Below are 21448 nucleotides of genomic sequence, written 5' to 3'. Positions count from 1 at the left end.
GCTCCTAATCTGGTAAAATATTCATACGGTACTGGCATACCGAATCCATTTGAAAGGAGCGATAACCATTGAAATTGACTACAGTAGATTCAAAAGATTTTGCATTAGCTGTATTAAGTGCAAATCCCGTCGAAGGAAATACACCAGAAGAAAAGGCTAGTAACGCTTTGAAACTGTACCTTGCTGCTAAAGCAGTTGCCAAGGAACATAATGAGGCCTTGAGACCTAAGTACTAATCAAACATTACTTGGATGAGTTTTACTACATAGTAGAGCTCATCCTCTGACCAGTTGTTTTCTTGAACGAATTTCAATAATTTTTCAAGATTATCCACGGTTTGTTGTGGCGATATATAATTTTCTTTGTCATGAATAAACATTTTGTTTCCCTCCTCTTATGATTCAGTAGATATAAGGCTGTTTTCGTAGTCTAGAAGCCATTCGCGTTTAATCCGGCGTAGCTTTCCGTTCTTATAGCTTTGTAAAGCCCCTGACTTAATGTCCGCCTTCATCTTCGTCATTCCTATGTTTAAGTAAGCAGCCGCTTCCTTAACAGTTAGCGTGTGTCCCAAATCTAATGAAGCCATAAATTACACCTCCGTCTTAACCAAGTCATCCAGGGATACCCCGAGAGCTGCCGCTAATTTAATTAACGTTTCGGCAGTTGGCCCCTGCTTTTTCTTACCAAGTCCGTACAGCACAGTTAAAGATACATTGCTTTGTTTGCTCAGCTTATATAGCGTCCACCCCCGCTGACCAATTAACTTATGAATATTCCCTTCAATCGCTGTCACCACATCTATCACCTCCCTGAAAACATAATATAACCCCATGTAGTTATAATCAAACGCGTATATAACTCAAATTAGTTATAAAATACCGCTTTTTCTCGCGATAACTCTTCCGCGCTTGACATACCTCTCTTTTTCGTTATAATATTACTAAAAAAGGTTATAACCCTATTGGGTGACATTGGAGGACTGAGTTTTGTTGTGGAGATAAATGAGAAAATTCTTAACCTAATGAATGAGCGTGGAATTACAGCTTACAGGCTGTCTAAGGATACGGGAGTTTCATACACTGGACTTACTAAGATACTTAACGGGCAGACAAAACACCCTCAAATCGACTCATTAAAATTAATCGCAGACTATTTCGGTAAGTCGGTTGATTATTTCACTGAAATAGATGCTCCAGAATGGGCAACAAAAAAAGATATTCAGGATTTGAAAAAGATACTGCAAGCCGACGGGGATATTATGTTTGATGGAGTGACCATGGATAGCGAATCCAGAAGACGAGTCATGGATATTCTGATAGGAGTGTTTTGGGAAGCTAAAGAGAAAAAGAACAAAAAGAAATAACGAAATAATCATATTTTCGATTCCACCGCATAACAGCGGTTTACCATAGATAAAACATAAATCTAGCGAGGAAGAAATGGGATGAAAAAGAAGGAAAAACGAAAAGTAAGAAATATAAGGGAACGTGATGGTAAATTTTATTACCGTTATAGTGTTAAAGATGAAGTGGACGGAAAATTAAAGCGAAGGCAAAAAGAGTCAATTGGGTTTGCCACACTCAAAGAAGCAGAAAACGAAGGGATTAGAATCAAAGCCTCGCTGCTATCAGGGACATACATTGAAGAAAAAGACATCACTCTTTCAAATTGGGTAGATACATGGATTGATAACTATTACGGAGCAACCGGAAGGAAAAAAAGTACAATTAAGATTCGTCGTGATAATTTAAGTATTGCTAAGAGGTATTTTAACGGCATGAAGCTAAAGGAAATAACTTCTCTACAATATCAAAAATTCCTTAATGATCTGCGAACAAAAGAAGTATCTGGAATGGATGATGGGTATGCTCAAAGCACTATCCGCATGATCAATGAAGGTATGCGCATGCTAATTAGAAAAGCTGTCCAATTAAAAATAATTTCTGAGAATTTCACATTAGAAGTTGAACTTCCTAGTTTTCAGAAAACGATTGAAGAATTGGAAAACGAAGAAGAGTTGCCTGTTTATATGGAAAAAGAACAATTAGCTCTTTTTCTTAAAACCGCAAAAGAGCATCCCGATATCCAATTTTTTCATGCTCTGTTCGTTCTGGCGTACACCGGTTTGAGAATCGGGGAATTATGCGCTCTAAAGATTTCAGATCTAGACGAAATTAATAAGAGGATAAGCATAACCAAAACATTGCATCATAGGGGCGCGTATGCGGATTTTTATTTGGGTCCTCCAAAAACACCAAGCTCTAAGCGAAAAGTAGACTTAGGGGCATCGGTATTAAAAGTGCTTAATGACCAACTGATTTGGAGAAAAGAGTACAAATTTTCTGTTGGTAGTGATTTCTATAAAAAAGATGAATTTCTTTTTATTAACAATAAAACGTTCCCCGGCTATCCAATGGCACCAAGAGACTTTTCCAGTGAGATGAAAAAATTATTATCGCTTGTTGATTTACCCTCAACTTTATCGCCGCATTCTTTACGTCACACTTACACCTCACTCATGGCAGAAGCTGGAGTAGAACTCCCGGCTATTCAAAGATTGCTCGGTCACCAAAATGATACAATTACCAGAAGAGTATACCTGCATGTAACTGAACCTAAAAAACGTGAAGCTGTTGATCGTTTGGACTTGCTGATGAATGGATTAATTTAAATTTGTGGGGGCGCTGTGGGGGAAAACAACAAAACACCCTGATAAATCAAGTAAATACTAATATCATGCACATATCGGTGATCGTCTCTGGCACATCCTCCAGCGCATTCGCATGCACGGTTGTCATGCTGCCGGAATGCCCTCTAGTGCAGGCTCTCACATAAATGTTAGCATCGCTGTCCCGAATCTCCGCATGCACGATGCGCTGAGGAGATTGCCTAAGGGCCAATTTAAACGCCCGGCTAGCCTGGTGCTGGGGATCGTCCTCGTCGGCTTCATATTCGACGATATTTTTTGCTGGAAAATCTCTTCCGAGCATCATTTCGAAGCGCCCTTCAATGGTAATGATCCGCTCCTCATCAGGCAGGCTTGCAATTAGCGCCTTCATGAAATGGGTTTTGCCGGAATTCGTCGGCCCAATAATAATAAGATTGAATCTCGCATGCAGCACAGCTTGCAGCATGGCAAGCATCGCATGACTTATCGTTGCGTATTCCGGCTCGCTAAGTACAGGCAGGCCAAAGCTTTTAACTGTAAAAAAGCGAATTGTCAGCGTCGGCTTCGAGGTGAAGCCGAATCCTGTCATCGTGACGCGCGAGCCGTCGCTCAGCATCACCTCCGCCCAGCGCTTGCGCGGGGTAAACCGATCATTGTTATACAGCACCAAGTTGCTCTGAATACGCTCAACATCGCGAACACTTGCAAATTGATGCTTCGACATAACAGCCTCGCCACTGCGAACCTCATAAATTTGCGTGCCTACGACCTGCACCTCCTCCAGCCCATCCTTATGCTGCAAAACGAGTTCAAGCACATTCAGCCCAATAACCTCGGCGAACAAGGCCTCAGCAAGCGTTTGATAGGGATGATGATTACCATCTTGATTATGAATGCGCAGTCGCCGCAACCGATCATTAATAACTGCATAAATCTGTTCCCGCTCTGGCATAAACCCAAGTACAGCACGGTTCAGCGTCTCATTGTACTGCCTTCGCTCCTCATCATTCAGCCCACGCGGCGCTGCCAAAAAAGCTTTCATCTCATCAGCGAGCCTGTCAAAATCCGCTTCATGTGACGGATCTGGCAGGTGCACGTCTCCGCCCTCTCCTTCCTTGCTTCCAGTCGCCCCGACTCTCAACTGGGCTGAATAATCAAAAGGAGAAAATCGGCTGTCTCCCGCCTTCAAGAGCGGGCCTCATTGCGATGCGAGAGCAGCTTGCGATACCAAGGCTGCAGCTTAAAAGCAGGAGCTATAGTCCGAATGCCATATCGCTCCATTAACTGCTGCGATGGTTTTTTCATTGCTGTCCTGCCCGCCTGATCTTCCCCCAGCCATTGACCAAGCTTGCCGCTGTCCAAATGGATAAATGTATCCTTCGTCATTTGCATTACACCTAGCTTCACCGTACCCATTTCCTTGCAAATATCTTTCATTCGATAGCCTCCTCTGCCCCATGGGGGCTCTATAATAACGGTATTGTATTGATCAGCTGTCAGGCCGAATAACGGAGAAATTTGTGTGATCCAGCGTCTTCCATCCTCCTGAAAATGGGAAAGCGCACCGGTCGTGACTACAATTCGCGTACTCGCCAGCCGCAATGCACACACGGTAGCTGCATTATCCCAATAAGCGCTGACATCCATAAAAAGCACCTCAAAGGTTTGCCCCGCAATATGGATCAAATGCTCGGCCTCCTCAGGGGTAAAAAATTCGGCCTGATCACGCACAACATTGCCGAACAGCACTCGCAAATTCTCTCTTCCTTCAACCACATGCATAGCACTAATCAATTTTCCCGGTGTCAGCGAGCCTGATTGCAGCTCAGGCCGCAGCTTGTCGAGCGTGCTTTGCGGCTCCTTGATGCCAAGGTAGCGATGGAGCTTCGCGCTCTTAAGATGCAGGCATAAATAGCCGATATGCAGGCCGCTGGCCTCGGCCATACGGTATGCCGCCGCAAAAGCCGCTGTCGTCGTCCCAATATTAGGCGTCGTTCCCACAAAGGCAATGAGCGGTATTCGCTGCTCCATCAAGGCTGCTCCTCCTTCATCTCATCCACAACATTTAGCGATTCGGGGCTGAAAGCAACGACAAGCTTATAGCTTCCATCCTTGCAATAGCCATCGATTGCAAGCCACTGCCTCTCGGTCAGATTGAGGTTTATGTAATCGATCATGCCATTGGCCTCACGCCGGGAGGCATACATCTTTTCCTTATCCCCATCCGCTAAGGAGAGCAGATTCGGATCTTCCATATTATCGATTTCAACATTGCCTGAGGATTTGACTGACGCTACTGTAATTGCCTGATCAAACAGGCGCCCGGTACCTTCTCCTTCACCGGATAAATACAGCACCACCTTATCCCCGGCGCGAATGCCGTTAGAGATGGAGCGTACATAATCGCGCGGAATTTGGAAGGTCGATTCGCCGCTGCCCGGCAGCAGGTGAAAGCGGTCGATTTTCCAACCGAGAATCGGTTCCTGCTTGCCGAGCGGTACAATCGTCTCCATTCCGGCAGCAGTCGCAGCATCCAGCAACATTCCATTGTCGTAAGCGGCTTTCGGTACATACCGGTAGGCGAGATCCTCTGCCATCAAAGTTGCGCCAGCCATAATAAAACGCTTGGGCACGACGACAGCAACCATTTCTTGACGCTGCAATTGCAGCTGCTGAATCTGGAACAGACCGTATACAAGCGCACCCGACAACAGCGCAGCCAGCACACTGATCCAAATATTCCTTTTTCTATTCATTCCTTCCCCCTTCCGAGCCATTAGCAGACAACAAAAAAAGAACGCAGCAGCAGCCTGTAAAAGGCTTAACTACTAGCGTTCTTCGCTAAATATTGCTCATATGTAATTGGTGTGTTTCTTGATTAACCACATAATAGCAAAGGAAACATTTCTTGTCCATCTTTTTTTATAATAAATTTTCAAACGCCGTTCATGCACAAATGCGCTCCCCTACAGCATCAACGGATGCTATAAAAAAGCGCATTTACACAGGATTTAGCCCGTTAAGGTGAAACGGCTGTCGCCATCCTCTGGCGGCGCGGCGCGTTTCATCCCGAGAAATATAAGCCCATTATAAGTGTGAAACTTATAAATGCTTATATTTTTAAAAATCAATCAGGCCCACACTAATCAATAGCGCGTCATCGACCTTACGCATCGTTTCATCGTCCAAATGCGTAATTTTGTCGGTCAGCCGCTGTTTGTCGATCGTTCGAATCTGCTCAAGCAGAACGACGGAATCCCGGTCAAAGCCATGTGCAGCCGCGTTCATTTCTACATGTGTAGGGAGCTTCGCCTTCTGAATCTGCGCGGTAATGGCCGCCACAATGACGGTCGGACTAAACCGGTTGCCGATATCATTCTGAATGACAAGAACAGGCCGCACTCCTCCCTGCTCCGATCCGACGACAGGTGACAGATCAGCAAAGAACACGTCTCCACGTTTTACGATCAAGCTCTACACCCCGCTTACAAGACGGCCGAGCGTGTGATCAGCCTCTACCTCCGCTTGAAAAGCTTCCGAGGCCATGTTCAAGTTGATTTTCGCCATCTCCAGATACCCACGCTGCATGGACTCGCGGATTTGCCGTTTCTTTCTTTCCACAAGGTACAGCTTCATAGCCTGCCTAATAAATTCACTGCGGTTAGAGTTCTCCTTAGCTACGATACCGTCAACCTCCTCCAGTAAATGATCCGGCAAGCTAATCATGATCCTCTTGGTGTTCTGCACATTGGCCACCGAACAAGCACCTCCAAAACTTTTCCACAACCTTTAATACACATTATTGCAATAATAAGGCCCCTCTATACTTCAACATATCTATGTCAGCGATATATCAAATATGCTGTACGAACATGACGTACTTTAGCGTCTTTAAACCCGACCTAGCATTAATTCGAGACAAATGGTGAAATCCCTCTTTTTTTGCGTAAAAATGGCATTTGAAATTTTTCCCGAACGCTCATGCTGTCAAATTAAAGGATTTACGACGGATAGCGCCTTTCCATCCTTAAAATAGACACGCGGTACACGAGCGGCCAGCATGCAGGTGACCTCATAATTAATCGTATCGAGCTGCTTCGCAACCTCTTCTGCAGAAATCCGCGCATTGCCCTGATCGCCAATGAGTACAACCTCTTCGCCTTGCTCAACGGGTTCTCCAGCTTCCGTCGCCGCCGCATCAAGCGCAATCATGCACTGATCCATACAGATCGTCCCGCGGACAGGAACCTTTACGCCACGAACAAGCGCTTGCGCTTTGCCTGTCAGCATCCGGCTAAAGCCATCGGCATAGCCAATCGGGAGCGTTCCAATCCGCTCCTCGCCCTGCGTCACATAACGAGCGCCGTAGCTGATGCCCCAGCCAGAAGGTGCATTTTTCACCATGACGATCTCTGTCTTAAGCGACAATACCGGCTCCAACTGCAGCTCATCATGGCGCACCTCATCCGAAGGGTAAAGGCCATACATACTAATGCCAAGCCGCAGCATATTGCCCGCAAGCTCCGGCGTATCCATGCCTGCAGCGCTGTTAGCCGCATGAATGATCGGAATCGGCAGCTTCTGCTGCAACACATAACGAACGACTTCCTGAAAACGCTCATGCTGCAAAATCGTATAGCTTTTGTCATGCTCATCCGCACGGGCGTAGTGGGTAAATAACCCTTCGACCTCAAGCTGGGGAACGGAAAGCGCCTTTTCAATAAAAGGGATAGCCGCATCCGCTCCAATGAGCCCAAGCCGTCCCATGCCGGAATCTACTTTAATATGAACCTTTAGCTTATTATTAAAATGATCCTCATCCGGAGCTGGCAGCTTGGACGCTGCCTCTAATACATCCTCGCGAAACAAGGCTATCGTTATATCATGTTTTCTTGCAAGCCACAGCGCATCTGCTGCAACATAGCCAAGCACCAATATAGGGATGGAAATGCCTGCCCGTCTCAGCTCCAATGCCTCATCCAGAAAAGCGACCCCTAAATAATCTACTCCGCAGCTCGCAGCTTCCCGTGCGATTTCCACCGCTCCATGGCCATAAGCATTGGCTTTCACAGAAGCCATCAGGCGTACGTCCTCGCCCATATGCGCTCGAAACACGCTCAAATTGCGGCGCAGCGCATCCAAAGAAATTTCTACCCGTGTTGGGCGATAATACCCCTCCAAGTCGTTCACCTTCTCCTCATCCGGCAGCCCCATACATGAAGGCCAGTAAACATCAATAGTATTAATGTTATACGTTGCCGTCAGGACTGTCAATGAAATGACTGCCGGATTTGATTAGCACGTCTTGGAAATTCAGGGTTCTTCCTATTTATCGACGCCCGATTGCACGGATTGGGCAATTTTGATCATTTCGGTTTCTGGCAGCGTGGCGCTTGTCAGCCTGAACTGGTCGCCTTCATAAGTCCAGCTGAGCGTTTGCTGCTCGGTTCCCGAGGTGAGTTCTCCCCACGTAAAGCCAAGATCCACCAAGGTGCCTGGGACAAGCGAGGCTGCTTGATCGTGAGGCTGAGTCTGAATGAGCGAGAAGTCGTAAACGCCTGTGTAACGAGTCAGTTGGCCAGGATTTCCAGCGAACTCCACATCACTGCTGTCTTTCCAAACGACACCATCCGGCAAATACGTCGGAGCCATTGTCAGGAACACGCCATCATCCGGCAGCGCGCTTGTCTCATTGGCTTCCTCATTTGCATTCGAGCTGCCGTCTGTATTTTGATCTGTACTCGCATTTTGATCAGTGCCATTGTTTTGCTCCGAATTGCCATCTGTATTGGCATTGCCAGAGATGCCTGTACTGCTGTCCACTTCGTTCTGCCCGCCTGCATTATTGTCTGAGCCAGATGCCTGATTATTGTCCGTGCCATTGTTATTGACATTATCCTCTGGAATTGCCGAAGTTGCTTGCTCGCCTGTGCCGCTGCTCGATGGGGTCGACTTCATATTAGCCTCTGTTTCAAATACACTCTTATCAAATTTGGAGCCAAATTCGAATGTATTGAACTGCACCTCGACCATTAGCGCAGCATTGGCATCGCTGACCTCAACATGGACTGGCTTATAGCTTGACTTGTCGAGCCAAATCTTTTGCCGCGCCAAAGATCCATTATTGTAATTTGCCATAACGTCGAAGACGTAGGCACTTTCTTCAGAAGCAAATTGGCGCGAGTTATCCAGCAAAATGCTCTGCACGAGCGTCTGGTACAAATAAACCTGACCTTGATTTTGCGGCCAATCGCTTTGGAAACGGAACACTTTATTGAGGCGTGGCGTCAGGACGAAAACGCCATCGTCATTGCGCAGTACAATTTGAGTAATGTCTTTTTCTTCATTAGTCAGCTTGATGCGGTAATATTGCGGCTTCTGGTAGGATACTTCAACCTTGTAGGTAAGCGGCTGTTGGCCCGTATGAAGTGTCATTGTCCCGCTTCCTTGATAGCTCTCAAGCCCATTTACTACCTTGTCCAGATCCTTCACCACGGACTCGGCATCCTTCGTCCCGCAGGCAGCCAATACGAGTGAAAAACATAATATCATTGCCGCGGCCCATGTCATGCGACGCATTAAAATCAACCCCTCTTCACAATGTTTTGCCATCTGATTCATGTGTATGAGGGAACTTGGACATTTATGCGGACTAGTTTGACAAGCTCACTGAGAAAAGCAATCTATGTTCCCCCGCCATTTGTCGCGTTGATGCCCGCCTAAAGGCTAGTATGCTGAACGGACTGCGGTCCGTTACGCAATCTCGCGGAGCGCATTACAATAAGGACATAGACGAACACGGGAAAGGATGAACGTTATGAAAAAATTATTTCGATCAACGACGGATAGCAAGCTAACCGGTCTCTGCGGAGGAATTGGACACTGGCTCGGCATTGATCCTACTATTATAAGATTGCTTGTTGTTTTTGCCTCCCTTTTCAGCTGCGGTGCAGTCATTCTTGCCTACTTCATTGCGACGTTGGTTGTTCCAAAGGCTCCACATGGCAATTTCGGATTTTCTGATAACTACTAAAAATTAATTTTGAGGAGAGATGATAGAATGGGAATTTTACAACGTGTATTTAGTATGACGAAGGCAGCGGCCAATGAAATGTTGGATAAAATGGAAAACCCGGTGACGATGCTTAACCAGTATTTGAGGGATCTGGACGAGGACATCGCAAACACTGAACGAGAGAGCTTGCATCAGCAGGCGCAAGAGCGTGCTTTTCTGGCAAAGCTTTCGGAGCTGCAGCAACAAGCCGACTACTATGAAAGCAAAGCAGAGCAAGCGGTCGCAGGTGAACGCGAGGAAGAAGCCCGTGCTGCACTTGAAGCAAAACTGGCTTACGCCGATCAGCGCGAAGAAACTACAAAGCTGCTTCAGTTGGCCAAGCAGAGCGCGTTTGAGCTCGGTCTTCGTCTGGAGTCACTGAAGGAAGAGAAAATTCGGCTGCATGAAAAACGCAAAGAGCTCGTGCTGCGCTTGAAGAAAACAGACGGAGCCACTGGCTATTCATCAGCGGATTCCTTGCATGGAAGCTTCGCTTCCAGAGGTTTTGACCGTATTGAACAGAAGCTGATGGAACGGGAAGCTCAGCAGGAATTGTCCAAAGCTTCATATGGCCTGGATAGTGCCCCAACGGGAAATGCAGAGCAAAATGCGCAGCAAAGCGCAAGAGTAGAGGAAGAGCTGCAGCGGTTATTGCAGAAGAAATCCGTCAGCTAAGCGTAAACGGCTGTCGCCGTCCTCTGGCGGCTAAGCTATCGTTTCGAGGATGAAATATAAGAACAGGAGCCACTCATTTAGCAGCAATACTGCTTTCTGAGTAGCTCCTGTTCTTTTTTTCGCACACCGTCCGTTATCCTCTTGAGCGCCTCAGTCTCTTCCGCAACTGCTCATAGCTTTGATAGATCCACTTGGACTCCTTCGTAAGCAAAGGGCCGAGCACAGCAAGAATTAAGACGTACAGCACCGCAAAGGATTGAATGGAGGCCATTAAACCGCCCGCTTTGCCGATGTTCGCCATAATGATGGAGAACTCGCCTCGGGAAACGAGCGTAAAGCCTACATTAAGCGATGCCTTTGGCGAAATGCCTGAAATACGGCCCGCCAGCATGCCTGCTCCCAAATTGCCAACCAGCGTCAACAGTACCGCGATCAGCGTCATCCCTACCGCGCCGCCCAAAGAGGCGGGCTCAATGGTTAGACCGAAGCTAAAGAAAAACAGCGCCCCGAAAAAATCGCGGAAGGGTAACACCTGCTGCTCGATCCGCTTCACATGCCTGGATTCGCCAAGTACAAGCCCGATCATCAGCGCTCCGATTGCTTCTGCTACATGAAGCGTTTCCGAGAAGCCGGCAACAAGAAACAGCAGCGTCATAATCATCAGCAGAAACAGCTCTGACGATTTAATATTAAGCGCAAAATCAATATATTTAATAATTTTCCTGCCCACAAATAAAAATACAACGATAAAGGCAAGCGCAGTCAAAGAGATTAGCAAAACGCTCCAAAAGGAAGATGCGCCGCTCAAGATGAGCCCCGTCAAAATCGATATGTGTACCGCAATAAACAAATCGTCAAACATGATCATACCCATAATGATTTCTGTTTCCGGGTTGGCGGTTCTCTTTAAGTCGACCAGCACCTTTGCCACAATAGCAGTGGAGGAACTGGTCATAATGCCGCAAACGACTAGCGTTTCTTTGATGGGCAAGTCCGTAATCCAGCCAAGCAGCAGCCCTGATAGAAAATTCAGTGCGACATAGAAGGAGCCGCCTACGATTATCGCTTTACCTGATTTCAACAGCCGCGCTACCGAAAACTCCAGCCCTAAATAAAACAGCAAAAATAAAATGCCTAAACGTCCCATAAATTCGATAAAGGAGGAGCTCTCAATAAACCGCAAATCAATAATCCAAAAATGCGGCGCATGCGGTCCCACAGCCATCCCGATCAAAATATAAAAAGGAATAACCGAGAAGCGAAGCTTCGCTGAAAGCAAGCCTGTCAGCGTAATGAGCGCCAGTGCCATCCCGACTTCAAATATGAGCGTCTCCATGGGCTAAAGTGCCCCATTCAGCAAAAGTTTTTTTAATTGGTTCAGTTGAATGCGTTCACCTGCCACGACTAATGTTACGCCTGACGTAAACGCGTATTCCGCTCCAGGATTAATATGCTTCGTCTTATCCTTCTCTACTATGGCCAAAATGGTCGCACCCGTCGTTTTGCGGATATCCAGCTCCCCAATCCGTTTGCCAACGCATTTAGATAAAGGCTCCAGCCGAATCCATTCGATAACTAAGCTATCTAGCGCTATTTCCTGATTTTCCAGAAATTTAGGCTTATAGGTGATGCCTGCAATGATAGCCGATACAACTCTGGCTTCCTCGTCATCAAGTGTGACCATTGACCGCATCTCATCAGGCTCATCTGTGTCCATATGAAAAATATCCCTTCGTTCATCATTATGAACGACGATAACCAGCTGCTCCCCGCTGCGGGTTCGCAGGCTGTATTTTCGGCCAATACCGGGCAATTCGGATTCTCTAAGATCCACTTACAGCTCCTCCTTCCCTGGATAATTGGTTAGCAGTGAACTTAATTGAAGCGAGAATGACACGCATGGGGCCCGATGGTGTCGCTACAGTGATAGACTCGCCTAGACGTGCCAAAAGCAATTGCCTGCCAACAGGCGACAGAAAGGAAATGAGGTTTTCGTCTGGATTGGCCTGCTCAGGCAGCACGATGGTAAAGGAATCCAACGCTTCATAATCAGGATATTCAATCGTAATATGGCTGCCAATAAGCACCATGGATTGAAGTTTTTCTTCCATTAGCACGTCCGTTTCCGAGAGAAGCTCTTGCACGGCCTCCGTATACAAGAATAGAAATTGTTCCATCTCCATACGCTCTTTCCCCGGCATAACAAAATAGGCGTCGAGGAAGCGTTTCCTCTCGACACCTAACACGGCAAGCTGCGACACAAGCTGTTCTTGGGCATAGGACAAACCGATACTATGGTTCATAGTAGACCTCACTCCCTATGCGTACATTACTGATTTTGCATAAACAATAAACCGCTTTTTCCATGCTGTTCTCCTCCTAAAATAATATAAGGCCTCTGCGTCAGAGGCCTTATAACAAGCTTACCAAACAATTAATATATGTCCAGCAATTATTTAAATCTAATGGGACAAGCTATGCTGATGTAAAAAGGGAAAAGAGGTTGTACAGACTATTGATTTCGTATAAACTACAATTGATAACAATTCTCATTAAATGATTAGCAAGCAGAAAAGTGAACGCTAGCGCTAAGCTGTTGAAAAATATAAATGAAGAAGCTTCTTTAAAAAGGAGGACGCGAAAATGAGAAAACCAGCTTCCGTCCTGCAAGCGGACGGCGGTTACAGTTATTGGAAGAAACAGACCACCGAAGCAGAGTTCGAGCAGCAGGCCGCTGCTTTGAGCGAAAACGAAAACTGGCCTTCGGAAGCGAAAGCCATGATCGACCGAACCATCCATTATATGAATGAAAAATATGCGGAAGTCATGACCCGGCAGAAGCTGTCCTCCATCGCAGGCATGAGCCTATGGCATTACTCCCATCAATTCAAGCATTGGATCGGGCAAAGCCCCATTGATTATTTGAACAGCATCCGGATCAACAAAGCGAAGGAGCAGCTGCTGCATTCTAATTTGCGGATTAAGGAAATTGCCGAAAAGGTCGGCTTTGAGGATGAATTTTATTTCAGCCGTAAGTTTAAGAAAGCGGCAGGCATAACGCCAAAACAATATGCAGCGTGGACGAATACACGAATTGCTTCCTTTTCATTTCCCTATGCCGGACATTTGCTTGCTTTAGGCATTATTCCGTGTGCCGCACAGGTCGATCCGCAAAGGGACGTGCACCGCCATGCTTTTTTTCAGCATATTCCCTATCCGCTTCGACGATCCAAACGAATGGAGCCGGATTTAGTTGATTATAATCGCAGTGCGCTTCAGCAGGCTAGGCCCGAGCTCATTTTATGCGACGATATGGTGAATGAACAGATTATAGGCTCCATCGGCAAAATCGCCCGCACCGTCGTCATTCCTTGGCTTGAGCTAGACTGGCGGCAGCAGTTTAGGCAAATTGCAGCCCTGCTTGGCAAAGGAGAGGACGCTGCATGCTGGCTCGCGAATTATGATCAGAAGGCGGCTTATGCCGGGGAGCGGGTCAGGAAGCTTTTTCAAGGGGATACGATTTCAATTGTTCATCTCATGCAGGGACATATCGTTGTATATGGACGACGTAACGGAGGGGCTGTCTTATATGAGGATTTGAAATTAAACTGCCCTTATGACTTAGAAAACATATCGATTTTGCGTGAGATTAAGGAGCAGGAGATGCCTATTTTTACGGGAGATCGTCTGCTGCTTATTATTGATTCTGACCAAGCCTCTCAGCAAATGTGGCGGCAGCTTCAGCATAGCAGCGTATGGACAAAGCTTAAAGCTGTAAAAGCGGGAAATGTGCGGCGAATACAGGAATGCCCCTGGCTGGACTACTCCCCTTTTGCCCACAATCTCATGGTAGAACAGGTAGAAGAATTATTTAGAACGAACTAAACACGAATGTCCATGTTTTGCAAAGCGGCGGGAGCGTATAATACGTTTTGATCATTATAAGCCTGACCATTATTGTCAAAACGGAGGTTTCATCATGTATTTGCACCGTCATTCCTTCCTGTATATTGCTCTTGCTGCCGCTATTGTGCTGTTGTCAGCGTGTGGGAACAACTCAGGAAGCGGGCAGCCGTCTAGTTCGGCTTCTAACCCTGTCTCGACCGCTTCACCTTCCGCTTCTTCACCGGAGACTTCTTCCGATCAACAGCCGCTCAAGGTTACACATCCCTTCGGCACAACTGAGCTTCCAGCGGGCCCTGAGCGGATTGCTTCCATTAATTTGGAGGATATGCTGCTCGCTTTAAATGTACCGATGGTATTCGGAATGTCGATTGGCGAAGGCTATTATTTAAACGACAAACTTAAAGAGCAAGGTGCCACTTTGGAAATTTGGGGCGATAACCTGAATCTCGAAGCGATCGTTGCAGCTCAGCCGGATTTGATTATTGCGAGCACCGCGATTATGCAAGAAGGTTATGATAATCTTTCCAAAATCGCGCCAACCATCGTATACGATCGTGAGGATTGGAGAAATTCGCTTGCAGCTATTGGACAAGCGTTGGGTATGGAGGATCAAGCACAATCGGTCATCAGCGCTTATGATAAGCAGGCTGCGGATGCGAGAACAGCTCTGAACCCTATTCTATCGGAAGGCAAAAGTGCAGCTTTCATCCGCATGACCGCCAAAGATTTCCGAGTCTATTTCCCTAATTATATCGATGAAAAAACGCAAATCGAATGGCCAACCTATCCCGGCGTTCTATATAACGAGCTTGGAATAAAGCTGGATCCAACCGTTGAGAAGTGGCATCAGGAGCAGCCTAATTTTCAAAATGCGACGATTTCGCTGGAGATGCTGCCCGAATTGCAGGCTGACTATTTATTCGTTACGCTCGGTGGAGCCGGCAGCACGGACGAGGAAATTAAACAGGCGAAGGAAAGCTTCAGCGCGATTGAGCAATCCGCCGTGTGGAAATCGGTACCGGCCGTTAAAGCGGGCCATGTCATTTTCGTAAATGCAAGACATTGGATCAGCTCCGGCCCTCTAGCAAGCAGCATGAAAATGGATGATGTTGTGGCGGAGCTCGGTTCTTCTAATTAAATAGTTGAGCTAGCAAGCTATAAAAAAATCCCGAGCATCCCATGTATATGGAGTGTTCGGGATTTTGTGTTGTAACTTTTAACTTAAATACAGCTTGACATGAATTTATTCTTCTTAATACACTATTTTTGAAATATATAATGTTTAAAACAAATAAGAAAGTGAGGTTTCAAGGTTCACATGACATCTCCACAACATAAAGTCCCAAAATACATGAAGCAGTTTGCTTGCATTGGTTCCGCCTGTGAAGATACTTGCTGCGCTTGGTGGGGGATCAGTATTGATAAACATACCTACACGAAATACCAATCAGTAACCAATACTAGCTTAAGGCGCAAATTGAAGAAAAACTTATCCATTAAACCGCAGGGCAGCGTTCAAGATTATGCTGAAATGCAGTTGAACCCGAATACAGGCGATTGTGCCATGCTTGATCATGGAATGTGCTCGATTCAATTAGAACTCGGCGAATCATACCTGTCCCAAACATGCCGAACCAACCCCCGTGTCATTAATCAGGCAGGCAATGCCTTGGAAATGACGGCCCAGCTTTCTTGCCCGGAGGTGGCCCGATTAGTATTGCTTGATGAGCAAGCGATGGAATTAGTAGACGTCGATTTAGCTCACATTGGCTCCGTTACCTATAAACATAAAGCAGCCGCTACTCTGGATCCGAATCGCCCGGAGTTCTACTTTCCTGAAATACGCGAGATGATGATGGAGATTATGAAATATCGGGAATTCAGCCTGCCCCATCGCCTTATTCTGCTTGGTGTGTTCTGCGATAATGTCAACTTGCTGATGGATGAGAAAAAATATAAGGAGCTGCCACATTTATGCGTTCAGTTCAGGGAAGAGGTTGCCCACAACGATGAGCTGCGCAGTTATAATGTGTATCCGCTAGATCCTATTTTTCAACTGCAATATTTGAATAATTATTTGATGGATATTTTGGATGATACGATATGGAATGCCCGCTACCGAGAGTGTATCCATGATTATAAACAAGGAATGACGCGAAATGGAAGTTCATTGGAAGCAATTGCGGGTACCTACGATTACTCTTACGAGCATTATTACAAGCCATTTATGGATCAGCATGCGCACGTTTTAGAGAATTTCATTTTGAATCATTTATATAGCCGGATGCTTGCGGAAATGCATGTGAACATCCCCGTTTTTGACAGCTATCAAATGCTCGTGGCCGAATTTGCCATGATCAAGCTGCATCTTATCGGCATAGCTGCGCACCATCAGCAATTAACCGAGGAACTGACCGTAAAGCTCATTCAATCTTATACTAAAAACTATGAACATACCGCGCTGTTTCTTAAAAACATCCTCGATGATTTTAAAAAGCAAGGCTATCATACGCTAGGCTATATGAGCCTGCTCATTAAAAATGACTAAATAAAAAAGTTCCGAACCTCCACTGATAGGGGTCGGAACTTTTGTTATTTAGAGGCGACTCTCCAGCGGATCATAACGCACAAAAACAGGAAAATAGCGCGGAGCCATCGTAAAGCTAAACTGCTGCTCCGTATTGTCCTTATATGTAACCGTGTAATTACCGTGGCCAGTATCATAAACAATTTTTAGAAAAGTAAACTCGCTGCTCGCGTAATGTGAGCGAACATAGTAATGGGAAGCTGCCTTAGCCGCATTTTCCTGAAACAAGCTCGTATTAACGAGTAAAATAAGCAAGGCCATTATGACGATTGAAAAAAGAATAAAACGCTTGTACTGCATGTTACTCCTCCGCTTAAGCTTATGTAACAATTACGTGAACATGCTTGTAACATCATTCCATTGCGAGTGGTCAGGCAGCTTCTGTGCTCCCCAATATTCAAGAAACATTCGAACAATCTCGCCTTTATCCGTCGTTTTGTATTCATAGTGTTTGAATGAATCATCGGCATATACGAACCGGATTTCCACAACGAAGCCGCTCATGCCTTTCCCTTCGGTTGCGGCCTGCAAATAGATGCTGTTGTCCAGCGGCAAGCTCGGCTCGAGCACGATAAAATCCTCATAATCCGGTTCAAATCCATATATGATATCCGTGATAAGCGACATATTAATCTCTTCTTTCTTAAAATCCCCATGATCCGTCATCAGCTTATATGTAAGTCCTGCATTCCCCATAAAAGCACCTCCCAGCCAAGGCCATTATGCCCCTGAACTCAAAAAACATGATTTCACAATTGTATCATACGGCTATAATCCGATAATATCAGTCTGCCGACTGATTATTTGCCTCAGCTATGCCAATAGAACTAGCTTCATCGTAAGGTTTGATAGTTGACAATGGCACACGGGCTATTTAAAATGAGAAGCAACCATGTGTAACCGATTACACATCACATAATCAAAAACAAGAGGTGTTCCTATGTCTCAAGCAAAAATTACCGTTATTGGCAGTTTGAATATTGATATGGTTACAGAAACGGATGTGATGCCGAATCAAGGGGAGACGTTGATTGGCAACGCTTTTTCCAGCTTTACAGGCGGAAAAGGCGCTAATCAGGCAGTCGCTTGCGCAAGACTTGGGGCTGCGGTTACAATGATCGGCTGTGTCGGCGAGGATACGATGGCGCAGCAGCTAAGGGACGCGCTTGGCGCTGAGGGGATCGATATGCAATATGTGAAAACGGTTCCTCATCAAGCTACCGGCATCGCTGCCATTACCGTCACCGAAGGCGACAATCGCATTATCGTTATTCCAGGAGCAAACCACTGCTTGCTTCCAGAAGATGTCCTTGCACTGAAGGATGTCATCGCTGCCTCAGATATGGTCATGCTGCAGCATGAAATCCCGCTTGAAACGGTCGAAGCTTCCATTAAGCTCGCGCATTCACTCGGCGTACCGGTTATTTTGAACCCGGCGCCTGCTGTGAGATTGCCGGAGGAATTGCTAGCCCAGCTGCATCTCATTACGCCAAATGAATCTGAGCTGGCTATTGTGACAGGTTTAGAGCGCCAGACTACGCCGGAATCTTTACTGGAGCAGTATCCGCATCCAATCGTAATGACAGCAGGCAGCAACGGCGCTTATTACAAATCGGCGGATGGGACGCAAGGCCATGTAACGGGACATAAGGTCGAAGTTGTAGATACGACTGGTGCAGGCGATACGTTTAACGGTGCATTGGCTGTGAAGCTAAGCGAAGGAGCCGCTCTAGAGGAAGCTGTCCAGTTCGCCGTTGCCGCAAGCGCACTATCCGTCACCAAGCTAGGTGCCCAAAGCGGAATGCCGCTCCGCAAGGATGTCGAAGCTTTCATCCAGCAAGCATCACACTAAAGCTCACTATTGAAAGGATCTAGCCCCTATGACCACGATCAGAGATGTCAGCAAGCTGGCTGGCGTATCGGTTGCCACTGTCTCTCGGCTGTACAATAAAAGCGGATATGTAAGCAAGGAAGCGGAAGCCGCCATTCAAGCCGCCGCCGAGAAGCTGAACTACAAGCCTAATACGATTGCCAGAAGCCTTGCGGGCAAAAAAACAGCTGCAGTCGCCTTAATGGTACCCGACATTTTGAACCCTTTTTTCCCGGAAATTGCCCGTGCTGCTGAGGATGCAGCCGCATCCCAAGGCTATACACTCGTCCTTTGCAATACAGACAATAATCCCGACAAGGAAAAAAGGTATATTGAAGCGTTAATCAATAAACAAATTGATGGCATTATCGTTTCCTCTTATACGATTTCACCCGAGCAGATTATTGCCTTGCAAAAACGGTCGATTCCGATCGTCGTCATTGATAAAAGCTTTCCTGACCATCCAATTGTTACGATTACAGCAGCTAACCGCTATGGCGGACAGCTCGCCGTGCAGCATTTGCTGGACGCTGGCTGCGGCAAAATCGCCCATATATGCGGGCCATCGCATGTGCATTCTGCACGTGAGCGGACGCTCGCTTATGAGGAAATGTGCTCTGACCTGCCGTGGTTTACGCCTAGCCTAACCGCATTCGGCCAATTCGGCGTTGCAGGAGGCTACGAGGCAATGAAAAATATTTTTCGCCAGCATCCCGATGTGGACGGCGTATTCGCCGGCAATGACCTTATGGCCGCGGGAGCGCTTAAGGCGCTGCATGAGCTCGGCGTATCCGTCCCCTCCCAAGTGAAGCTAATTGGCTTCGACGGTGTTCGAATGGATATGGTATATCCTGAGCTGACCACCGTTTCCCAGCAAATTTATACGCTCGGCAGCACCGCTATGAACTATTTAATTCGCCTAATCAACAACGAGCCGATCGAGCGCTGCAACTATGAGCTGGAAGTAGCGCTGCTCCAGAAAGCTACGACCTAATTTCGGTATGCTGATTTCCGTTTACTGATTTCAATTTGCTGATATCAGCACAGATGAACCTTCGACTCCGCTTGTGCTGCTTGCGGACCTCGAAGGTTTTTTCATACATCCGTTAAACAGGAAATTCAAGGAATGGTATGGCATAATAAGAGATAACCTGGTGCTTCTGATTACTATTTTTCTACAGGGGGAATTTACGATGCTTAGATCCATCTTTGAAACAGAAACGCTAGAGCAGCTGAACGAAGTCATTCAAGCGGCTCCGGTTATGGACGAGCTTCGCGAGCTGCTCATTGCCGAATATCATCGGCTTTTTCATTATGCCAACATCAAGCAGTGGAATGAGCTTGTACGTGTATGCGAGGCGCTTGCTATTACTGGCTGGGGAGCTTCTTTGACACCCGTAGAGGCAGTTGCGGAAAAATGGATCAACGGCTCCTTCTACACCGAGCTGCGCACCCGCACCTTCAATCAGATCGAAGGCTCCTGCAAAGGCTGGAGCAAGCGGCAAGACAGCTTCGTCATCCATGAAGGCAGCGACAACAACGATTATGGCATTGCCGCCTTTGCTTCCCAGCGCAATCTGCTGCCGAAAAATCCGCTGCGCCTCGTCCGCTCCGGCAACTATCAGCTGTCAGCCAAGCCTTTCATAAACAGCCTGAGCGAGCTGCGGAGCGCACTGGATGAACATATGCGTCAGCAGCTTTACGGCGATTCTTTTAGCTACATCGGTATTTATTGCTTCTTTAGCCATCATGATGATGCCGAGCGTACGCTGCAGTATGAATATTTTCACGAGCAAAACGATGTTCCGGACGGGTTCGAGCAAGGGTATTACATAAAGCCGAAATTCGCTGTCGGCAAGCTGGCTTCCCGCAAGGGCGAGCTTAAACTAGAGGTGACCAGGCATTTTACGAGAGCGGAGGGAGAGCTGCCTTTACAGGAGCAGCAGCAGCTGTTTAAAGCGGATCTGCTCGTTATTGTGGACCTGCTGGAAGAGAAGCTGCGCAAGAAAAAGCTGAGCTACCGTGTAGATTTATTAAAGGAAGATTTAATTGATATTTTGGAAAAATGGACGACGAGGGGGAACGCTACATGAGCGTAAACCGTACATTAATGACGCAACTACAGCAATTCGCTTCCGTATTTGGAAGGCATGACATTGACCTTGGCGAGGTTTATTATCATGAAAAGCCGCTGCCCGTTCAGGAGCCGCTTCCACTTGGAGAAGCGCTGCGAACCTTTTACAGCTGTATAGAATTGCAGGAGCATCCGATGATTGGCGGTGTTCTGGCCGTGCAATTTTTCCGTTTGCCGGAGCTGGAACGGGCGCAGCAGGGCTGGCGCTGGATTATGACGGCTTCCGGACTCGCTCCTGATCCAAAATGGCCAGCTGGCTGGATCGTCTTCGCCGATTACAATGGCGATGCGCTTATCGTTGATTCGGCCGATCCGCAAGGGCCGGTATACGGCAGCATTCAGAAGCGGCATTCGCAAATCGCTGCCTCACTGTCCGACTTTTTCGCCATGACCACTGCATTGATGAAGGTCGAGGAAGAGGAATTTGAGCTCGATGCTACAGACGAGGATTCCGAAGTAAAGAGCGAGTTTATTGAACGCGCAATGGAGCTTGCCCCGGCGATTATAGGACGCGAGCATGGACAGCAATATTTGGATTTTTTCTTTAGCTAGCG

At 46.8% G+C, this 21448-nt stretch carries 27 protein-coding genes; 12 read left to right on the top strand and 15 right to left on the bottom strand.

Features of this window, described 5'->3' with window-relative positions; translation table 11 throughout:
- The first annotated feature begins 68 nt into the window (after positions 1 to 68).
- The gene (locus AC6B99_RS21410; protein WP_496664188.1) at positions 69 to 236 is read left to right on the top strand and encodes a hypothetical protein; all 168 of its coding nucleotides are present in this window, start codon (positions 69 to 71) and stop codon (positions 234 to 236) included.
- Here the strand turns inward: AC6B99_RS21410 and AC6B99_RS21405 are convergent.
- The 3 genes from AC6B99_RS21405 to AC6B99_RS21395 are packed head-to-tail and all read right to left on the bottom strand — an operon-like array spanning position 233 to position 796.
- The gene (locus AC6B99_RS21405; RefSeq protein WP_496664187.1) at positions 233 to 379 is read right to left on the bottom strand and encodes a hypothetical protein; all 147 of its coding nucleotides are present in this window, start codon (positions 377 to 379) and stop codon (positions 233 to 235) included. The genes AC6B99_RS21410 and AC6B99_RS21405 overlap by 4 nt on opposite strands.
- Before the next feature lie 15 nt (positions 380 to 394).
- Positions 395 to 586, bottom strand: coding sequence for an excisionase family DNA-binding protein (locus AC6B99_RS21400; protein WP_496664186.1), 192 nt, complete (start codon positions 584 to 586; stop codon positions 395 to 397).
- A 3-nt stretch (positions 587 to 589) separates the two neighbouring features.
- Positions 590 to 796 (bottom strand): helix-turn-helix domain-containing protein, encoded by a 207-nt coding sequence (locus AC6B99_RS21395; protein WP_496664185.1) that lies wholly within the window; start codon positions 794 to 796, stop codon positions 590 to 592.
- A 165-nt stretch (positions 797 to 961) separates the two neighbouring features.
- Between AC6B99_RS21395 and AC6B99_RS21390 the strand changes: the two genes are divergently transcribed.
- Together AC6B99_RS21390 and AC6B99_RS21385 are read left to right on the top strand one after the other, a co-directional pair.
- Positions 962 to 1363, top strand: coding sequence for a helix-turn-helix domain-containing protein (locus tag AC6B99_RS21390; RefSeq protein ID WP_496664184.1), 402 nt, complete (start codon positions 962 to 964; stop codon positions 1361 to 1363).
- 81 nt (positions 1364 to 1444) lie between these two features.
- Entirely contained in the window at positions 1445 to 2671 is a 1227-nt protein-coding gene (locus AC6B99_RS21385; RefSeq protein WP_496664183.1) for a tyrosine-type recombinase/integrase, read from the top strand.
- Positions 2672 to 2717: 46 nt separating this feature from the next.
- Here the strand turns inward: AC6B99_RS21385 and AC6B99_RS21380 are convergent, their stop codons facing one another.
- From AC6B99_RS21380 to AC6B99_RS21350, 7 genes are all read right to left on the bottom strand, one after another.
- Positions 2718 to 3857, bottom strand: coding sequence for an ATPase, T2SS/T4P/T4SS family (locus tag AC6B99_RS21380; RefSeq protein WP_496664182.1), 1140 nt, complete (start codon positions 3855 to 3857; stop codon positions 2718 to 2720).
- Positions 3854 to 4699 (bottom strand): CpaE/TadZ family protein, encoded by an 846-nt coding sequence (locus tag AC6B99_RS21375; protein ID WP_496664181.1) that lies wholly within the window; start codon positions 4697 to 4699, stop codon positions 3854 to 3856. Before AC6B99_RS21375 ends, AC6B99_RS21380 begins: the two co-directional genes overlap by 4 nt.
- Positions 4699 to 5424: a CpaB family protein gene (locus tag AC6B99_RS21370; protein ID WP_496664180.1), complete on the bottom strand. Its 726-nt coding sequence runs from the start codon at positions 5422 to 5424 to the stop codon at positions 4699 to 4701. Before AC6B99_RS21370 ends, AC6B99_RS21375 begins: the two co-directional genes overlap by 1 nt.
- A 364-nt stretch (positions 5425 to 5788) precedes the next feature.
- On the bottom strand, positions 5789 to 6139 hold the full coding sequence (locus AC6B99_RS21365; protein ID WP_046233824.1) for a type II toxin-antitoxin system PemK/MazF family toxin: 351 nt from the start codon (positions 6137 to 6139) through the stop codon (positions 5789 to 5791).
- A gap of 3 nt (positions 6140 to 6142) precedes the next feature.
- Complete coding sequence (locus tag AC6B99_RS21360) at positions 6143 to 6424, bottom strand: CopG family ribbon-helix-helix protein (RefSeq protein ID WP_046233825.1); 282 nt, start codon at positions 6422 to 6424, stop codon at positions 6143 to 6145.
- 231 nt (positions 6425 to 6655) lie between these two features.
- Positions 6656 to 7849: an alanine racemase gene (gene alr / locus AC6B99_RS21355; RefSeq protein ID WP_056043931.1), complete on the bottom strand. Its 1194-nt coding sequence runs from the start codon at positions 7847 to 7849 to the stop codon at positions 6656 to 6658.
- A gap of 144 nt (positions 7850 to 7993) precedes the next feature.
- Positions 7994 to 9247: an outer membrane lipoprotein-sorting protein gene (locus tag AC6B99_RS21350; protein WP_056043928.1), complete on the bottom strand. Its 1254-nt coding sequence runs from the start codon at positions 9245 to 9247 to the stop codon at positions 7994 to 7996.
- Between the two features lie 238 nt (positions 9248 to 9485).
- On the opposite strand from AC6B99_RS21350, the gene AC6B99_RS21345 reads away from it, so the two are divergent.
- Both AC6B99_RS21345 and AC6B99_RS21340 read left to right on the top strand, forming a co-directional pair.
- Complete coding sequence (locus tag AC6B99_RS21345) at positions 9486 to 9701, top strand: PspC domain-containing protein (RefSeq protein WP_494864262.1); 216 nt, start codon at positions 9486 to 9488, stop codon at positions 9699 to 9701.
- Positions 9702 to 9728: 27 nt separating this feature from the next.
- Positions 9729 to 10397: a PspA/IM30 family protein gene (locus AC6B99_RS21340; protein ID WP_496664179.1), complete on the top strand. Its 669-nt coding sequence runs from the start codon at positions 9729 to 9731 to the stop codon at positions 10395 to 10397.
- Between the two features lie 133 nt (positions 10398 to 10530).
- On the opposite strand, the gene AC6B99_RS21335 is transcribed toward AC6B99_RS21340, so the two are convergent.
- Genes AC6B99_RS21335 through AC6B99_RS21325 form a run of 3 tightly spaced genes read right to left on the bottom strand, consistent with a single transcriptional unit; the run spans position 10531 to position 12700 of the window.
- The gene (locus AC6B99_RS21335; RefSeq protein ID WP_494864258.1) at positions 10531 to 11733 is read right to left on the bottom strand and encodes a cation:proton antiporter domain-containing protein; all 1203 of its coding nucleotides are present in this window, start codon (positions 11731 to 11733) and stop codon (positions 10531 to 10533) included.
- Between the two features lie 3 nt (positions 11734 to 11736).
- A complete protein-coding gene (locus AC6B99_RS21330) occupies positions 11737 to 12231 on the bottom strand; it encodes a cation:proton antiporter regulatory subunit (protein WP_056043916.1) in 495 nt (164 codons plus the stop codon).
- Positions 12221 to 12700, bottom strand: a complete 480-nt coding sequence (locus AC6B99_RS21325; RefSeq protein WP_056043913.1) for a GreA/GreB family elongation factor — start codon at positions 12698 to 12700, stop codon at positions 12221 to 12223. Before AC6B99_RS21325 ends, AC6B99_RS21330 begins: the two co-directional genes overlap by 11 nt.
- Positions 12701 to 13040: 340 nt before the next feature.
- On the opposite strand from AC6B99_RS21325, the gene AC6B99_RS21320 reads away from it, so the two are divergent.
- The 3 genes from AC6B99_RS21320 to fliB all read left to right on the top strand — a co-directional run bounded on the left by AC6B99_RS21320 (position 13041) and on the right by fliB (position 16851).
- The gene (locus tag AC6B99_RS21320; protein WP_056043911.1) at positions 13041 to 14282 is read left to right on the top strand and encodes a helix-turn-helix domain-containing protein; all 1242 of its coding nucleotides are present in this window, start codon (positions 13041 to 13043) and stop codon (positions 14280 to 14282) included.
- Between the two features lie 94 nt (positions 14283 to 14376).
- A complete protein-coding gene (locus AC6B99_RS21315) occupies positions 14377 to 15441 on the top strand; it encodes an ABC transporter substrate-binding protein (RefSeq protein WP_056043908.1) in 1065 nt (354 codons plus the stop codon).
- A gap of 180 nt (positions 15442 to 15621) precedes the next feature.
- A complete protein-coding gene (gene fliB / locus AC6B99_RS21310; RefSeq protein WP_496664178.1) occupies positions 15622 to 16851 on the top strand; it encodes a flagellin lysine-N-methylase in 1230 nt (409 codons plus the stop codon).
- Between the two features lie 48 nt (positions 16852 to 16899).
- Here fliB and AC6B99_RS21305 read toward each other — a convergent pair whose 3' ends face one another.
- Entirely contained in the window at positions 16900 to 17190 is a 291-nt protein-coding gene (locus tag AC6B99_RS21305) for a hypothetical protein (RefSeq protein ID WP_494881365.1), read from the bottom strand.
- 30 nt (positions 17191 to 17220) lie between these two features.
- Entirely contained in the window at positions 17221 to 17586 is a 366-nt protein-coding gene (locus AC6B99_RS21300) for a hypothetical protein (protein WP_494881367.1), read from the bottom strand.
- Between the two features lie 244 nt (positions 17587 to 17830).
- Between AC6B99_RS21300 and rbsK the strand changes: the two genes are divergently transcribed.
- From rbsK to AC6B99_RS21280, 4 genes are all read left to right on the top strand, one after another.
- Entirely contained in the window at positions 17831 to 18742 is a 912-nt protein-coding gene (rbsK, locus tag AC6B99_RS21295) for a ribokinase (RefSeq protein WP_494881370.1), read from the top strand.
- A 28-nt stretch (positions 18743 to 18770) separates the two neighbouring features.
- A complete protein-coding gene (locus AC6B99_RS21290) occupies positions 18771 to 19754 on the top strand; it encodes a LacI family DNA-binding transcriptional regulator (protein WP_496664177.1) in 984 nt (327 codons plus the stop codon).
- Positions 19755 to 19953: 199 nt separating this feature from the next.
- Positions 19954 to 20853: a hypothetical protein gene (locus AC6B99_RS21285; protein ID WP_496664176.1), complete on the top strand. Its 900-nt coding sequence runs from the start codon at positions 19954 to 19956 to the stop codon at positions 20851 to 20853.
- On the top strand, positions 20850 to 21446 hold the full coding sequence (locus AC6B99_RS21280) for a hypothetical protein (RefSeq protein ID WP_496664175.1): 597 nt from the start codon (positions 20850 to 20852) through the stop codon (positions 21444 to 21446). Before AC6B99_RS21285 ends, AC6B99_RS21280 begins: the two co-directional genes overlap by 4 nt.
- The last annotated feature ends 2 nt before the right edge of the window (positions 21447 to 21448 follow it).

The organism is Paenibacillus liaoningensis (assembly GCF_059609455.1).
The sequence above is the reverse complement of the archived record's forward strand: the minus strand, read 5'-3'. Positions and strand labels throughout refer to the sequence as shown.